A 15146-nucleotide genomic window follows, 5' to 3' on the forward strand; every position below is an offset into this window, starting at 1 on the left:
GCCACCGGGGACCTGAGTCCCAGAACGACGGCATCGGACCGGTCGATCGGGGGCGAGGAGTGGTCCACCGGACGACTCCTCGTCGTCGCATCGTCACGGAGCCCCCATGCCCCTCGGTCCGCCTGCCCGGCGGCAGCCATGACGTCGGCGACCGCCCTCGGTCTCGTCTGCGTCGCGCTGTCCGCGTGCGGCACGGTGCCGCAGCTCGTGCGCCTCCGCGCGACCGGCGCCGTCGCGGGCGTGAGCGTCGCCGCACTCCTGAACTCGCTGGTGTCGGCGGTCGCGTGGGGCGTGTACGGCGTGCACCTGGGCGACCCGTGGGTCGTCGCGCAGTCGGTCGGTGCCCTGGTGCCGGGCGTCGCGACGGTGCTCGTGGCGTGGCCCGGTGCGGGGCGTCGGGGCCTGCACCTGCCCGTCGTCTGGGCCGCGCTCCTGCTCGCCGCGGCGGCGGCCGCCCCTGCGCACGGGACCGGGGTCGTCACCGTCGTCCTGGGGTGCTCCGTGCTGTGGCTCGTGGTGCCCGCGGCGGTGACCGCCTGGCGGTCGTCGGACGTGTCCGGGGTCGCCTGGGGGACGTGGGCGCTGCTGGTCGTGAACGGCCTGGTCACCGGGGCGTACGGCCTCGTGGCGTCGGTACCCGCGAACCTTGTGTTCGCCGCGGCCGCGACCGTCGGCGGGGGTGCTGTCCTCCTGCGGATCGGGGGTCTTCCCTACCTCAGGTTCGGGGGCCTTCGTACGTGTGCCCAGGTCAGGGCTCCGGAAGTGTGGCGGTGCACCAGCCGCGACGCACGAGGAGACGACCATGACCGCCCTGGAGACACGTCCCGGACCTCCGACGCCCGCGCCGGCACCGCCACGGCGCAGACGTCGGTCGCTGTCGCACCGGATCGGGCGGTGGAGCGCCGAGCACCCGTGGAGCGCGGTGAGCCTGTGGGTCGTGCTCGTCGCCGTCAGCCTCACGGCCGGCCAGCTCGCCGGGCTGCGCACGTTGTCGGAGGTCGACTCCGGCGTCGGGCAGTCCGGTGACGCCGCCCGGTGGGTGCACGAGGCCGGCCTCGACGACCCCGCCGTCGAGAACGTGCTCATCACGGCACCTGAGGGCGGCGCCCTCCCGAGCGACGCCGCCGACGCCGCGGCGGACGCGGCCGGGCGCCTGACGGGACTCCCGCAGGTCCGGTCGGTCGGGGACCCGGTGTCGTCGCCCGACGGCACCGCGATGATCGTCGCAGCCACCCTCACGGAGCGCGCCGCCTCCGCCGAAGACCTCCAGCCGCTGCTCGACGCCACCGCCGCGACGCAGACGGCGCACCCCGGGCTGCGCGTCGAGCAGGTGGGCGGCACCTCCCTCGACGTCGCGATGAACGCCCTCGTCGACGAGGACCTCTCCGCCGCGGCGGCCTTCAGCCTCCCGGTGACGCTCGTGATCCTGCTGGTGGCGTTCGGTGCGCTGCTCGCCGGCGGGGTCCCCGTGCTGCTCGCCCTGTCGGCCGTGGCCGCCGCGACCGGGCTGTCCGCCGTCGCGTCCCGCGTCGTCCCGGACTCCGGCAGCACGTCGGCGATGATCCTGCTCATCGGCATGGCCGTCGGGGTCGACTACTCGCTGTTCTACGTCAAGCGCGCCCGTGAGGAGCGCGCCGCGGGCCGCTCGCACCTCGACGCCGTCGAGATCGCCGCCGAGACGTCGGGGCACTCCGTGATCGTCTCCGGCGTCGCCGTCATCGTCTCCATGCTCGGTCTGCTCGTCGCGCAGGACGCCGTCTTCACCTCCCTCGCGGCCGGCGCCGTCCTCGTCGTCGCCGTCGCCGTGATCGGGTCGCTGACCGTGCTGCCCGCCGTGCTCGTGCTGCTGGGCGCCCGGATCGACCGGCCCCGGGTGCCGCTCGTCTGGCGGCTGTCGGCCCGGTCGGGCGGCGAGCCCCGCGTCTGGGCGCGGGTCCTGCGTCCCGCGCTCTCGCGCCCCGGCGCCACGCTCGTCGTGACGTCCCTCGTGCTGGTGGCGCTCGCGGTGCCCGCGCTCGACATGAAGCTCGGCTCGTCGACCCTCGCCGCGCTGCCGCGGTCCGTGCCGGAGGTGCTCGCCTACGAGCGGCTGGCCGCCGCGTTCCCGGGCGAGCAGACCACGCACACCGTCGTCGTCAAGGCACCGGCCGCCGACGCCGACGCCGTGACGCGCTCGCTCGACCAGCTCGGCACGCGGCTCGCCGACGAGCCGTCGCTCGTCTCCGCCGGGACCACCGTCCGGGCGTCGGACGACGGGACGGTGCACGTGCTGACCGTCGCCGTACCCGTGGCCGAGGGCTCCGCGCAGGCCGAGGCCGGCGTCGAGGCCCTGCGGGACGACCTGGTGCCCGCGACCCTCGGCACCGTCACGGGCGCCCGGTGGGCCGTCGGCGGCGACGCGGCCGAGAGCCTCGACGCCGACCGGCACCTCTCGGCACACATGCCCTGGGTCGTCGCGTTCGTCGTCCTGGCGACGATGCTGCTCATGCTCGCGATGTTCCGGTCCGTGTGGCTCGCCGTCGTCACGGCCGTCGCGAACCTGCTCTCCGCGGGCGCGGCGTTCGGCGTCCTCGTGCTCGTGTTCCAGCACTCGTGGGCCGAGGGGCTGCTCGACTTCCGGTCGACCGGGGCGATCGTGCCCTGGATCCCGCTGTTCACGTTCGCCGTGCTGTTCGGGTTGTCGATGGACTACCACGTGTTCGTCGTCAGCAGGGTCCGCGAGGCCGTCGCCGCCGGGCAGCCGGCCCGCGACGCCGTGCGCACCGGCATCCTGCGGTCGGCCGGCACCGTCACGAGCGCCGCGGTCGTCATGGTGTCCGTGTTCGCGATCTTCGCCGCCCTCCACCTCGTCGAGATGAAGGAGATCGGCGTCGGCCTCGCCGTCGCCGTCCTGGTGGACGTGCTCGTCGTGCGGGCGCTGTTCCTGCCGGCTGCCCTGGCGCTGCTCGGCGACCGTGCGTGGTGGCCGTCTCGCCCGGCGGCGGTCGCCGCCTAGTCCCGCTGGTGCTCCCAGACGATCCGTGCGAGCTGGGTGCGGGACTCGACGTCCAGCTTCCGGAAGATGTGGCGCAGGTGGTAGTCGACCGTGTGCGGGGACACCAGGAGCTTCGCGGCAGCCTCGCGGTTCGTGTACCCGGCGGCGACCAGCTGCGCCACACCGCGCTCGGAGCCGGTCAGCCGGCCCCAGCCGTCCTGGCCGTCGGCGGCGGACGTCGGTGGGCTCGGCGAGAACCGGACGAGCGCACCGACGAGCCGGCCGCCGTCGACGACGGGCTCGCACTCGGCGTCCACCGGCCCGGCGGCCAGCTCCACCGGCTCCGCCGGGCGCGCCGCGCCGTCGGCGCCCCCGACGCCCCGGTGCTGCGCCCAGGCCCACAGCGTCTCCCGGTCGGTCGACGCGACGAGACGGCTGCCCGCCGCGTTGACGTACAGCGAGCTGCCGTCCACGGCCGCGACGGCACCCTTGGCGCGGCGCCGGGCCTGCAGGAACGTCTCGTACAGGACCCGCGACCTCGCCCCGGCCTCGTCGAGGAGCCGCTGCTGGGTCTCGTGCACGACCCGGCCCACCAGCGCCGCCATGAGCTGCCACGAGACCTGGTCGGCCACCGTCAGGTTCACGACGCCGAGGAGCTGCCCGGTGAACGGGTCCAGGACGGCCCGGGAGGCGCACGTGAGGTGGGTGAACACGTCCGCGTAGTGCTCGAACCCGCGCACGAGCGAGGACCCGCGTGCGCTGGCCGCCATCCCGATGGAGTTGGTGCCGACGACGTCCTCGTCGCAGAAGAACCCGGGGGCCGCACCGACGGCGTCCATCTGCACGGCGGTCCGCGGGGTGCTGGTCCAGCGTTCGACGACGTGGACACGACGGTCGACGAGCAGCAGCGCGCTGCGCAGGTCGGGCAGGTCCGCGCTGACCGCGGTCATGGCCGGCGCCGCGGCCCAGTGCAGCTTGCCGCCGTCGTCGACGTCGGCGTCGTACGGCGGGTGGATCCGGTCCGGCTGCAGACCGCGGGCCGCGGCGCGGCGCCAGGACGCCTGCACGTCGTCCGGGACGCTCTCGTCGCGGTGCGGGCCGTCCTGGACACGGCGCAGCACGTGACGCAACGCCAGCTCACCAGGCTGGTCGAGCTGGTCGAGCTGCTCCACGGCACCTCCAGGCGACAGAGCTCCCCGAGACCCACCGGAGGACCGCAGCGTCTCAGTGCCGGCCGACCGCGGGCAAGCACCGGTCGCGGCCACCGCAGGACCACGCGAACACGTGGGGTGCACAGCCGCCGTCCGACCTACCGTGGAGCCGATCCGAGGACCGAGCGCGACGGGGGCCACGCGATGGAGCTCAACCTGACCGGCAAGGTCGCGGTCGTGACCGGCGCGAGCCGAGGCATCGGGCTGGCGATCACGCGGGCGCTCGTCGAAGAGGGAGCCCTGGTCGTGGCCGGGTCGGCCCACGGCAGCGCGGAGCTCGACCTGCTGGCCCAGCGCTGGCCCCTGCACCCGGTGCTGGTCGACCTCAGCACCGACACCGGCCCGGCGGCTCTCGTCGCGGAGGCGGTGAGCCGGTACGAGCACCTGGACGTCGTCGTCAACAACGTCGGCGCGGTCCGGCCCCGGCCCGACGGCTACCTCTCGGTCACCGACGCGGACTGGGCCGGCACGTTCACCCTCAACCTGTTCGCCGCCGTCCGCACCATGCGGGCCGCCCTGCCCCACCTGCTGGCGCGCAAGAAGTCGTCCATCGTGACCGTCAGCTCGGTCAACGCATTCCTGCCCGATCCCCTCGTCGTCGACTACAGCGCCGCCAAGAGCGCCCTGTCCAGCGTGTGCAAGTCGCTGTCCAAGGAGTTCGGCGCCCAGGGCGTGCGCGTCAACACGGTCAGCCCCGGCCCCGTCGAGACCGACCTGTGGCTCGCCGCGGACGGCGTCGCCGCCACCGTCGCGCAGCGCCAGGGGACCAGCGCCGACGACGTCCAGGCCGGCGCGGCGTCGCAGAGCGTCACGGGACGGTTCACGCGCCCCGAGGAGGTCGCCGACCTCGTCCTCCTGCTCGCCAGCGACCGCACGTCGAACGTCACCGGCGCCGACTTCGTCATCGACGGCGGCCTCGTCACCACCCTCTGAACCACCGCCCCGACACCCCGACCGCCCACGCGAACAGGAGCACGACGATGACCCGACCGGTGATCTTCATCCACGGCCTGTGGCTGCACTCGACGAGCTGGCAGCCCTGGATCGAGCTGTTCGCCGCCTCCGGCTACCAGGCCAGCGCACCGGGATGGCCCCACGAACGCCCCACGGTCGCCGAGGCACGCGAGCACCCCGACGAGGTCGCGAACCTCAGCATCGACGACGTCACCGACCACTACGCCGCCCTGATCTCCGACCTCGACGAACCGCCCGTGATCATCGGCCACTCGTTCGGCGGCCTGTTCGCCGAGAAGCTCCTCGGCCAGGGGCTCGGCGCCGGAGCCGTCGCGATCGACCCCGCCCAGATCAAGGGCGTCCTCCCCCTGCCGCTGGCCCAGCTGCGCGCCGGGCTGCCCGCCCTGGGCAACCCGGCCAACCTCCACCGGTCCGTGAGCCTGACGACGAAGGAGTTCCGGTTCGGCTTCGGGAACGCCGTCACCGAGGAGGAGTCCGACGACCTCCACGAGCGATGGTCGATCCCCTCCCCCGCCCGGCCCCTGTTCCAGGCCGCCGCCGCGAACTTCGTGATGCACTCGCAGGCCGCCGTCGACACCGCGAACACCGCCCGAGGACCGCTGCTCCTCGTCTCCGGCACCGCCGACCACACGGTGCCCGACGTGGTCACCCGGTCGACGCTGAAGCAGTACCGCGACTCCACGGCCGTCACCGAGCTGAAGCAGTTCGAGGGCCGAGGTCACTCGCTCACCATCGACGGCGGGTGGCGGGACGTCGCCGAGGCCGTCCTGGGCTGGCTCAAGGAGAAGGATCTCTCCTAGCCCGCACCGAAAGGGTCCCAGCGGTACCGGCGACACCTCGGTGGCCGTCGGCGACGCGTACGTCGCTGCGCCGGCGACCAGCCTCGCCGCTACGCCAGGTCGCTCGAATACGCGGCGAGAAGACCGGCTCCGTCGCGGTCCACATCGGTGGGAACGGTCACGGCAGCAACGGTCGTCCGGACGCGGCGCCACGCCCAGACGACGACCGGCAGCACCACCAGACCGAGCAGGAGTGCTTGCGCCCAGGGAATCGGAGCATCGATGACGCTGCCCCACAGCACCGCCGACAGCGCCACCAGGACGTTCGCGGTGGCGCGCGCGAACCCGGACGACTCCAGTGCCTGCGCCGTGGGACCGGCGCACAGGCACGGCGTGCGTGCGTCCGCTCCCCGCCGAGCGACAGCGGTGTTGTAGACGGCGAAGGACAGGAGCAACCCGGCGCACCCGAACGCCACCAGGTGCTGCGCCGGCCAGAGAGCCGCGCCGGTCGCGAGCCCGACCTCAGCGGTCCCGACGACGACCACCGCCGCCATCACTGCTCGACGTGGGACTGTTTGCCACGTCACCTGGAGGCTCCGAGCGGTGCCTCGGACGGTGAGGAGCTTGGCCCATCCGGTCGCGGCGAACGTGAACGAGATGTAGGCGACGCCGAGCCATGCCAAGCCGATCAGAGGACTCGTCACAGCAGGTGCGGGCCGTCGAGCACCGCGGCGTCACGCGACTCGCGCGCCGACGTGTACGAGATCTCGAACCGGACCTTCACTCGCGTGGTGGCCGGGTCCCTGCCCCGGAGATGCTCGAGCGACACCGGGATCGTCGTCGCCCGAGCGATCTCTGCGAGGTTCGAGTCGGCGATCGCCGTCGCCGTTCGGCGCCAGTGCTCGCGCACCGGAGCCTCTGGCGAGTAGTGCCAGACATACTCTCCCGAGGTGCGCTCCAGGAGCGTCGCCAGTGGAATCCCCGCCTTCGCGGGATTGTCTCGGATTTCCTCGTCGGTCGGACGTACTTCGACCACGACAACCTCGAAATGGGCCATGCCGGTTCCCCCTAGCAGCAACCTTCGATTTCAGTGTACGAACCGCAGGTGCCGAGGCAGATATTGCACCACTTGCCGTAGTTGCAATAGTAGTTCGGCGTGACGCACCAGCATCCGGTCATGCGGACGTAGATGACGTTCTTGTTGCAGTGGAGCCGGTGCGTCGCGGCCGCCGCAGGCGTCGCGCCGATCGTCGTCACCGCAAGAACACCCACCCCGAGACCGGCACCGACGCCGGCGATGAATCCGCGGCGACTCAATCGAGCTGGTGGGACCGCCTCGTCCTCGCCATCAATTCCCATGTTTCGCTGCGAAATTTGCACGGTTCCCCCTGATCGCGCACGCGGCGTGAACTGCGTTTTCCGAGCAAACCGCGACGCCATTCTCGAGTCAAGAGGCCAGGAAGGTCCGGTTGTCCCGGGGCGCTGCGATGTCCCCGAAGGGCACCTTGTGTGCCCGGAAGGACGGGTCGTTCGCGCTCGTCGACCCAGGGGGCGGCATGAGTGGGAACCGCTGGTCCCCGTCGTCGATCGCCAGGGCGAGCGGGGCCTCGTCGTTCGTCCTGCGCGCTCCCCCAAGACGAAGGCCCGGACCATCAGGTCCGGGCCTTCGTTCACTGTGTAGCGGGGGCAGGATTTGAACCTGCGACCTCTGGGTTATGAGCCCAGCGAGCTACCGAGCTGCTCCACCCCGCGTCGGTGAGATAAACCTACCTCACCGACCCGGGGGGCCCAAATCCGATGGTCCGTGAGGACCGTCACGTCACGGTTCGGGGTTGAGCCGGGCCTCGGCCGCGATGGCCGCGTCGATGGCGGCGTCGAGGCTCTTCTGCGCCTGCCCGTACGCGGTGAAGTCGCCGGTCGCGAGCGCTGCCTGGCCGTCCTGGATGGCCTTGTTGGCGGCCTGCAGGGCTGCCTCGAGGTCGGCGCGCGCGGAGGCGTCCGTCCCGCCTCCGGTCTCCGGCGACGGCGTCGGTGAGGGTGACGCACCGGTGTCGGTTCCCGGCGCCGTCCCTGCGTCGCCCGCATCGGCCCCGGAGTCGCCGCCGAACACCTGGTCCAGGGCGCCGTCGAGCGTGTCCGCGAAGCCGATGTTGTCGCCGAACGCCACGAGCACCCGCTGCAGCAGCGGGAACGTCGTGCCGGACGCAGCCTGCACGTACACGGGCTGCACGTACAGCAGCCCGCCGCCGACGGGCAGCGTCAGGAGGTTGCCGCGCACCACCTTCGAGTCGCCTCGCCCGAGGATGTTGAGCTCGTTGGAGACGACGGGGTCGGAGGTGAAGTTGTTGTTCACCTGGCCGGGTCCGGGCACGGTCGAGTCGCGTGGCAGCTCGAGCAGCCGCAGCTTGCCGTAGTCGGCCGACGGCTTGCCGGCCTCGTTGCCTGCCTCGGCGTCCACCGCGAGGTAGCCGGTGAGCACGTTGCGCGCCCCGGAGCCGTTCGGGATGAACGACGACATCAGCGAGAACCGCGCCGCGTCCTGGTCGGGCATCTTGAGGGTCAGGTAGTACGGCGGCTGCGGCACGGTGACGTTCGACTTCGTCGGGTCGGCCGGGTTGGCCCAGAAGTCGTTGCCCGAGAAGAACTGGCCGGGGTCGGTCACGTGGTACTGGCTGAGCAGGTTCCGCTGCACCTTGAACAGGTCCTCGGGGTAGCGGATGTGGCTCATGAGAGCACCGTCGATCGCGGACATCGGCTGCAGCGACGTCGGGAACACCTTCGACCAGGCCGTGAGCACCGGGTCGTCGGTGTCCCACGCGTACAGGTCGACGGAGCCGTCGTACGCGTCGACCGTGGCCTTCACCGAGTTGCGGATGTAGTTCACGTTCTTCGGCTGCAGCGCCTGGATCGTGGTCGACGTCTCCGTGATCGAGTCGGTCGTGGCCTCCTCGAGCGAGCGCAGCGCCGAGTACGGGTACTCGTCGCTCGTCGTGTAGCCGTCGATGATCCACTTCACGCGGCCGTCGACGACGGCCGGGTACACGCGGCCGTCGAGCGTCAGGTACGGCGCGACCTTCTGGACGCGCTCGCGCGGGTCACGGTCGTACAGGATCTGCGACGCGTCGGTCACGCGGTTGGAGAACAGGATCTGCTCGGACCCGAACTTCAGGGCGTACAGCAGCTGGTTCCACGGGTTGCCGATGCTGGGTCCCGCGGAGACCGTCTGGGTCGGGAACGTGGTGTTCACGGCGCCGCCGGACTTGTCGTCCGGGTAGTCGAGCTCCCAGGCCTTCGTCCCCTCGGGGGCGCCGACGATCGAGTACTGCGGGGCGCGCGGGCTGAAGTAGATCCGCGGCTCGTACTGGCCCATCTCGCCGGTCGACGGGATGCCGCCCTCCCAGAAGTTCGGCGCACCCCGCCCCGCGGTGGTGTTGCCGAACGCGGCGACGACGCCGAAGCCGTGCGTGTAGACGGTGCTGTCGTTCGTCCAGTTCCGCTGCTGCGCGTCCAGGCCGGACAGGTCCAGCTCGCGGACCGCGATGACGGTGTCGCGGCTCTCGCCGTTCACCTCGTACCGGTCCACGGAGAGCGTCTCGGGGAAGTGGTAGAACGCCCGGATCTGCTCGAGCTGCTTGAACGACGGGCTGACGATCTGCGGGTCGAGCAGCCGGATCGACGCGGTGGTGTCGGCGTCCTGCCGCAGCGCACCGGCCTCGGCGGTGACGTTCGCCTTGTACTCGCTCGTCTCGACGTTCTCGAGGTCGTACGCGGAGAGCGTCGCGTCGATGTTGCGCTTGATGTACTCGGCCTCGCGGTCCTGCTGGTTCGGCTGCACCTGGAACCGCTGGACGACGGCCGGGTAGATCCCGCCGACGGCGATCGCCGCGACGACCATGAGCCCGACGCCGATCGCGGGGAGCCGCCAGTTGCCGCGCACCGCGGTGAGGATGAACGTGACCGCGACGAAGATCGCGATGCCCGCGAGGATCGCCTTCGACGGGATGACGGCGTGCACGTCGGTGAACGACGCACCCTCGAACTTGGCACCGGCCTTGGTGAGGATCGAGTAGCGGTCGAGCCAGTAGTTCGCGGCGATGAGGAGCATGAGCACGGCGCCGATGACGGCGAGGTGCACGCGCGCGGCGCGGGTCGTGCGCGGGGTGCTGCCCCGCTGACCGCCGATCCGCAGTCCGCCGTACAGGTACTGCGTCGCGAGGCCCGCGATGCCGGCCAGGACCGTGACGGCCATGAGGAACGACACGACGAACCGCAGCCCGGGCAGCGTGAACAGGTAGAAGCCGAGGTCGATGCCGTACTGCGGGTCGGTCTTGCCGACCTTCCCGCCGTGCATCCACAACTGGACCGTCTGCCACTGCTGTGACGCCGCCGCTCCGGCGAAGAGCCCGAGGACGGCCGGCCCGACGATCATCACGAGCCGGCGCAGCGGCTCGATGGCCTCGCGGTACTGGTCGAGATTCTGCTGCTCCTGCGTGGACGGCGCGTACACAGGCCGCGACCGGTACCCCCAGCTGAGGCTCGCGGCGACGGCGCCGGCCATCAGCAGGAAGCCGAGCACGAACAGGATCGCGCGGGTGCCCCACTCGGTGCGCAGCACCTGCAGGAAGCCGAGCTGGTCGTACCAGAGGACCTCGGTCCAGACCTGCGCGAGCACGAGCACGAGCACGACGAGCACGCCGAGGACGACGAGGGTGGGCACGAGCGCCCCGCGCCGCCGACGTGTCGGTCGGGGACGGGGCGGGCTGGCGAAGGTCACGGTGCTGCGGTCCTCGTCGTCGACGGTGATGGAGACGGAGATGGCGGCGCGACCGGCACGACCGGCGCGTCGAGCGGCCCGGCGCGCAGCGGTCTGCGGGCATCGGTCTGCACGCAGCGTGAACGAGCCGGGCGCGACCCAGGTTCCCACACGGGTGCGACGATGAGCGCGTGACAGACGAGGAAGCCGCACGCACCGCGCTCGCCGACGCGGTCAAGGAGATCGAGCACCACGTGGCCGCCGCCGGCTGGGACGGACCCGTCCGGGTGTTCGCGCTGGTCCGCACGCAGCACGCGCTCCAGGCCGAGCCCGGTCTGGCGTCCCAGCTGACGCCCGAGGTCCTCGCGGCGGCGACCGGATCCGCGTGGCACCTGACGTCCGTGGAGCAGGAGGAGCTGCCCGCCGCGCCGGACCTCGAGTCGCTGCTCGCCGGGCTGTCGTGGCCCGACTCCGTCGACGGCATGGCGGTCACCGTCGAGCGGGTCGTGCTGCCGCCCGCCGCCGAGGCGGACATGCCCGACGACCCCGACGCGGCGCTCGCGTTCCTGCTGGCGCACCCGGACCGCGAGGACGTCCGGCTCGCCGTCGGTGCCCTGCGTGACGGCCCGTCGTGGTGCGCGGTGCGGGCGCGCGCGCACGACGAGGACGACCAGGTGGGTCAGGGCCCCGACCTGGTGCCCGGGCTCGTCGCGGCGGTCCGCTCGACGTTCGTCTGAGGCGTCAGCCGGCGGACGACGTGCAGGTCGGCAGCGACCCCGCTGTCCCGGCGCCGATCGCGGTCATCGCCTCACGTGCGTCGTGCAGCGTCGAGATCTTCACGACGTGCAGCCCGTCCGGGACGTGCCCGACGACCTCGTCGCAGTTCGACGCGGGCGCGAGGAACCACGTCGCGCCGTCGCGTCGTGCGCCCGCGAGCTTCTGCCGGATGCCGCCGATCGGGCCGACGTCGCCCGTGACGTCCATGGTCCCGGTGCCGGCGATGTCGACGCCGTCCGCCTCGTCCTCGGGCGTCATCTTGTCGATGATCCCGAGCGCGAACATCGTGCCCGCGCTGGGCCCGCCGATGTCGTCGATGCTGATCTTCACGTCGACCGGCATGTCGAACGTCGGGTCGATGTAGACGCCGATCTGCGCGCCGCCGTCGTCCTTCGTCCCGGTGACGATCGGCAGGTCGATGGTCTGGCCGTGCCGCGTGACGGTGAGCGTGATGGTGTCGCCCGCGGTGACGGCGTCGAGGTCGTCGATGAGGCTCTGGTAGTCGGGCACGGGCGTGCCGTTCAGCGCGACGATGACGTCGCCCTCCTCGACCTTGCCCGCCGCGTCCGTCCCCTCGACGGCACCCGCGACGACCAGGGTGGCCGGCACGTCGTACCCCAGCTCGGTGAGGGCGGCGACGCTCGCGTTCTCCTGCGAGGACACCATCTCGGCCTGGTTCGACTCGTCGATCTGCTCCTGGGAGACGTCCGGCGGGTAGAGCTCCTCGACGGGCCGGACGACGGACGTCGGCGACAGCCACCCCTGCAGCGCGCCGAGGATCGTCGACGGGAAGCCGGGTCCGCCCGTGCCGGAGACGGTCGTCAGGCGCAGCTCCCCCGTCGAGTCGTACGTCTTGGCACCCGAGATCTGGATGAGCGGTGTGCCGTCGTGCTCGCCGAGCACGTCGCGCGTGGGGCCGGGGCTGTTGACCGCGTACGGCGTCGGCAGGACCACGAGGAGCGCCAGGAGCACCGCCGTGCCGAGCATCCCCACGGACAGCATCAGCGAGCGCGGACTGACCCGCTCGGGCTCGTACGGCGGGACGTCGAACGGGTCGGATTCGTCGAGCACCCCCCGATCATCCCCCACTGCCCTGGCACCTCGTGCCGCGCGGGGTCAGCGGCGTCGTCGCGCGCGGGCCTGCCGCCACACCGCCGCGGTGCCGATGACCGCGACCGCGGCGCCCGCCGCACCGAGCGCCGCCGCGTCCCGCGTCCCCAGCCGGCGGCCCGCGACAGCGATCCGACCCTGGACGCCCTCCAGCAGCACGTCGAGACACGCGGCGCTGGACCAGTTGGCCTCCCAGCCGGCGGCCCGGAGCCGGTCGGCGGCCACGGTCCACGGGTAGACGACGAACGCGAGCTCGGCGGCGGGTGCGGGCAGCACCCCGACCCGGTGCAGCCGTTCCGCGGTGCCGAACGCGGTGGTCGCGGCCAGCTCGACCCGGCGCATGCCTGCCGCAGCCTCGACCTGGGCGGGGTCCAGCACGTCGACCGCGCCGACGGTCAGCGCACCGGTAAGACCGCGCTCCACCGCGAACCACGCGGCGGACGCGAGGTCGTCGACGTGCACGAACTGCCACTGCCGGGTCGCGCCGCGCACGGTGAGCAGGCGCGGGGCCTCGAAGTGGCGCGTGACGAACGTGTCCACGCCGGCCCCGACGATCGCCGCCGGGCGCAGCACCGTCAGCAGCGGGGTGCGCCGCCGCCCCGACCGCGCGACGACGGCCTCGACCGCGAGCAGGTCGCCGACGAGCCCGTCCTGCTGGTCGTCGGCGACCTGCTGGACCGGGTCGCCGTCCCGCACGACGGGGCGGTCGGGCCACGCGCCGTGCACGACGGCGGACGTGACCACGACGACGTGCCGGACCTTCGCCGCACGGGCGGCGGCGAGCGTGCGCTGCGTGTGCGCGACGAGCTCCGCCTGCCGGTCCCGGGCGGGCCGCCCGGCGAGCGACCCGACGTCGCCGGGGTGCGCGACCAGCACCACCACGTCGGTCCCGGCGAGCGCCGACTGCGGCTCGACGGCGGGCACCTCGTCGAGCGTGCGGACCTCCCCGGACCGGTCCGACCAGGCCGACGCCACCGCGGCGGCGACGGGCCCCCGGCCGACGACGAGCACGACGTCGCCGTCGACGACGACCTCCGTGCGCCCTGAGCGAACCTGTCCGACCACCATGCTCCGTTCCTGGGCTGCGCGGTTACCGTGGTCGCAGCCGGACCCCATCGTCGCAGGAGGTTTCCGTGAGCTCCGACAACCCCGCCACGCCGGACCCCGGCGGGTCGGACGTCCCCGCCTGGGAGCAGATGCTGCGGGCGGTGCTCGGCGAGGGCGCACAGGACGCCATCCGCGAGCTCCAGGCCCGCGGGATCGACCCGGCCGCCATGGCCGAGGCCTCCGGCCTGCCCTCCGACCCGGCAGCGCTCGAGCAGGTGTTCTCGCAGGTGCAGAAGATGCTCGCGCTCTCGGGCGACCAGCCGGTGAACTGGCAGATGGCGCACGACCTGGCCCGCCAGCAGGCCGCGGCCGGCGGCGACCCGTCGCTGTCCGCGGAGCAGGTGCGCCAGGTCCGCGACGCGTTCGCCGTCGCCGAGCTGTGGCTCGACGCGGTGACCGACCTGCCGCCCGCCGCGGTCACGTCCAGCGCGTGGAGCCGTGCCGAGTGGGTGGAGGCGACGCTGCCGACGTGGCGCACGCTCACCGAGCCGATCGCGACGTCCCTGTCGGCCGCCCTCGTCGGCGCCCTCGGCTCGAGCCTGCCCACGGACACCCCGGCCCTGCCCGGCGGCATCGACGCGACCCAGCTGCTGCGCCGGCTCGGCTCGGCGGTGTTCGGCATGCAGGTCGGGCAGGGCGCCGGCACGCTCGCGCGCGAGGTCTTCGGCACGACCGACGTCGGGCTGCCGCTCGTCGCGACCCCGGCCCCGGCGCTGGTCCCGGCCAACGTCGACGCGTTCGCCGAGGGGCTCGACGCCCCCGCCGACGAGGTCCGCCTCTTCCTCGCCCTGCGCGAGTCCGCCGCGACGCGGCTGTTCACGCACGTCCCGTGGCTGCGCGCGCACCTGTTCGGGACGGTCGAGACGTACGCCCGCGGCATCTCGATCGACGCCGACCAGCTCGAGGAGGCCGTCCGCTCGGTCGACCCGACGGACGCCGCCGCGCTGCAGGCCGCCCTGTCGAGCGGCGTGTTCGCCCCGCACACGACCCCCGAGCAGAAGGCGGCCCTCGAACGGCTCGAGACCGCGCTGGCGCTCGTCGAGGGCTGGGTCGACGAGGTCACCGCCGCCGCCGCCCTGCCGCACCTGCCCCACGCGGTCGCGCTGCGCGAGATGGTGCGTCGCCGCCGCGCCGCGGGCGGACCCGCCGAGCAGACGTTCGCCAGCCTCGTCGGGCTCGAGCTGCGACCCCGCCGCCTGCGCGACGCCGCAGCCCTGTGGGCGCAGATCACCCGCGACTCCGGCCCGGAGGCCCGCGACGCCGTCTGGGCGCACCCCGACCTGCTCCCCGGCAAGGAGGACCTCGACGACCCCACGGGCTACGCGGCCCGCAGGGCCGCCGCGGTCGACGAGACGGCCGACGTGGACCGGGCGCTCGCCGAGATCTTCGGCGAGGACCCGGGCACGGGCGGGCCGGGCACGGACGGGTCGGGTTCCAGCAAGGGCGACTGAGCGACGGCG

General features: G+C 73.0%; 13 protein-coding genes and 1 tRNA gene. 6 read left to right on the forward strand and 8 right to left on the reverse strand.

Annotation, left to right across the window (positions count from 1 at the left end; all coding sequences use genetic code 11):
• Positions 1 to 138 precede the first annotated feature (138 nt).
• Entirely contained in the window at positions 139 to 1026 is an 888-nt protein-coding gene (locus Cch01nite_RS00090; RefSeq protein ID WP_203747068.1) for a PQ-loop repeat-containing protein, read from the forward strand.
• On the forward strand, positions 923 to 2995 hold the full coding sequence (locus Cch01nite_RS00095; RefSeq protein WP_203747070.1) for an MMPL family transporter: 2073 nt from the start codon (positions 923 to 925) through the stop codon (positions 2993 to 2995). The genes Cch01nite_RS00090 and Cch01nite_RS00095 overlap by 104 nt, the downstream gene beginning before the upstream one ends.
• On the opposite strand, the gene Cch01nite_RS00100 is transcribed toward Cch01nite_RS00095, so the two are convergent.
• Positions 2992 to 4146, reverse strand: a complete 1155-nt coding sequence (locus tag Cch01nite_RS00100) for a LuxR C-terminal-related transcriptional regulator (protein WP_239069678.1) — start codon at positions 4144 to 4146, stop codon at positions 2992 to 2994. The genes Cch01nite_RS00095 and Cch01nite_RS00100 overlap by 4 nt on opposite strands.
• A gap of 183 nt (positions 4147 to 4329) precedes the next feature.
• Here Cch01nite_RS00100 and Cch01nite_RS00105 point away from each other — a divergent pair, with 183 nt between their 5' ends.
• Together Cch01nite_RS00105 and Cch01nite_RS00110 are read left to right on the forward strand one after the other, a co-directional pair.
• Positions 4330 to 5118 (forward strand): SDR family NAD(P)-dependent oxidoreductase, encoded by a 789-nt coding sequence (locus tag Cch01nite_RS00105; RefSeq protein ID WP_203747072.1) that lies wholly within the window; start codon positions 4330 to 4332, stop codon positions 5116 to 5118.
• 47 nt (positions 5119 to 5165) lie between these two features.
• Positions 5166 to 5960 carry an alpha/beta hydrolase gene (locus Cch01nite_RS00110; protein ID WP_203747074.1) on the forward strand — a complete coding sequence of 265 codons (795 nt, stop codon included), beginning with the start codon at positions 5166 to 5168 and terminating at the stop codon, positions 5958 to 5960.
• Positions 5961 to 6049: 89 nt separating this feature from the next.
• Here Cch01nite_RS00110 and Cch01nite_RS00115 read toward each other — a convergent pair whose 3' ends face one another.
• The 5 genes from Cch01nite_RS00115 to Cch01nite_RS00135 all read right to left on the reverse strand — a co-directional run bounded on the left by Cch01nite_RS00115 (position 6050) and on the right by Cch01nite_RS00135 (position 10713).
• Positions 6050 to 6622 carry a MauE/DoxX family redox-associated membrane protein gene (locus Cch01nite_RS00115; RefSeq protein WP_203747076.1) on the reverse strand — a complete coding sequence of 191 codons (573 nt, stop codon included), beginning with the start codon at positions 6620 to 6622 and terminating at the stop codon, positions 6050 to 6052.
• Positions 6623 to 6639: 17 nt separating this feature from the next.
• Complete coding sequence (locus Cch01nite_RS00120; protein ID WP_203747079.1) at positions 6640 to 6996, reverse strand: hypothetical protein; 357 nt, start codon at positions 6994 to 6996, stop codon at positions 6640 to 6642.
• 11 nt (positions 6997 to 7007) lie between these two features.
• Positions 7008 to 7319, reverse strand: coding sequence for a hypothetical protein (locus tag Cch01nite_RS00125; RefSeq protein ID WP_203747082.1), 312 nt, complete (start codon positions 7317 to 7319; stop codon positions 7008 to 7010).
• Between the two features lie 298 nt (positions 7320 to 7617).
• A tRNA-Met gene (locus tag Cch01nite_RS00130) sits at positions 7618 to 7691 on the reverse strand.
• Between the two features lie 67 nt (positions 7692 to 7758).
• Positions 7759 to 10713 carry a UPF0182 family membrane protein gene (locus Cch01nite_RS00135; RefSeq protein ID WP_203747085.1) on the reverse strand — a complete coding sequence of 985 codons (2955 nt, stop codon included), beginning with the start codon at positions 10711 to 10713 and terminating at the stop codon, positions 7759 to 7761.
• Between the two features lie 170 nt (positions 10714 to 10883).
• Here Cch01nite_RS00135 and Cch01nite_RS00140 point away from each other — a divergent pair, with 170 nt between their 5' ends.
• Positions 10884 to 11429, forward strand: a complete 546-nt coding sequence (locus Cch01nite_RS00140; protein ID WP_203747088.1) for a PPA1309 family protein — start codon at positions 10884 to 10886, stop codon at positions 11427 to 11429.
• A gap of 4 nt (positions 11430 to 11433) precedes the next feature.
• On the opposite strand, the gene Cch01nite_RS00145 is transcribed toward Cch01nite_RS00140, so the two are convergent.
• Both Cch01nite_RS00145 and Cch01nite_RS00150 read right to left on the reverse strand, forming a co-directional pair.
• Positions 11434 to 12540, reverse strand: coding sequence for a YlbL family protein (locus Cch01nite_RS00145; protein WP_239069680.1), 1107 nt, complete (start codon positions 12538 to 12540; stop codon positions 11434 to 11436).
• 45 nt (positions 12541 to 12585) lie between these two features.
• Positions 12586 to 13647, reverse strand: coding sequence for an NAD-dependent epimerase/dehydratase family protein (locus Cch01nite_RS00150; protein WP_203747091.1), 1062 nt, complete (start codon positions 13645 to 13647; stop codon positions 12586 to 12588).
• A gap of 65 nt (positions 13648 to 13712) precedes the next feature.
• Between Cch01nite_RS00150 and Cch01nite_RS00155 the strand changes: the two genes are divergently transcribed.
• Positions 13713 to 15137: a zinc-dependent metalloprotease gene (locus Cch01nite_RS00155; RefSeq protein ID WP_373309750.1), complete on the forward strand. Its 1425-nt coding sequence runs from the start codon at positions 13713 to 13715 to the stop codon at positions 15135 to 15137.
• The last annotated feature ends 9 nt before the right edge of the window (positions 15138 to 15146 follow it).

Origin of the sequence: Cellulomonas chitinilytica (assembly GCF_016862675.1) — a bacterium.
GTDB classification, from domain to species: Bacteria; Actinomycetota; Actinomycetes; order Actinomycetales; family Cellulomonadaceae; genus Cellulomonas; species Cellulomonas chitinilytica.

Bases quoted from the DNA above. Each gene is read 5' to 3' on its own strand.
- Cch01nite_RS00090 (WP_203747068.1), top strand. From the start codon at position 139: ATGACGTCGGCGACCGCCCTCGGTCTCGTCTGCGTCGCGCTGTCCGCG.
- Cch01nite_RS00110 (WP_203747074.1), top strand. From the start codon at position 5,166: ATGACCCGACCGGTGATCTTCATCCACGGCCTGTGGCTGCACTCGACG.
- Cch01nite_RS00105 (WP_203747072.1), top strand. From the start codon at position 4,330: ATGGAGCTCAACCTGACCGGCAAGGTCGCGGTCGTGACCGGCGCGAGC.
- Cch01nite_RS00120 (WP_203747079.1), bottom strand. From the start codon at position 6,996: ATGGCCCATTTCGAGGTTGTCGTGGTCGAAGTACGTCCGACCGACGAG.
- Cch01nite_RS00150 (WP_203747091.1), bottom strand. From the start codon at position 13,647: ATGGTGGTCGGACAGGTTCGCTCAGGGCGCACGGAGGTCGTCGTCGAC.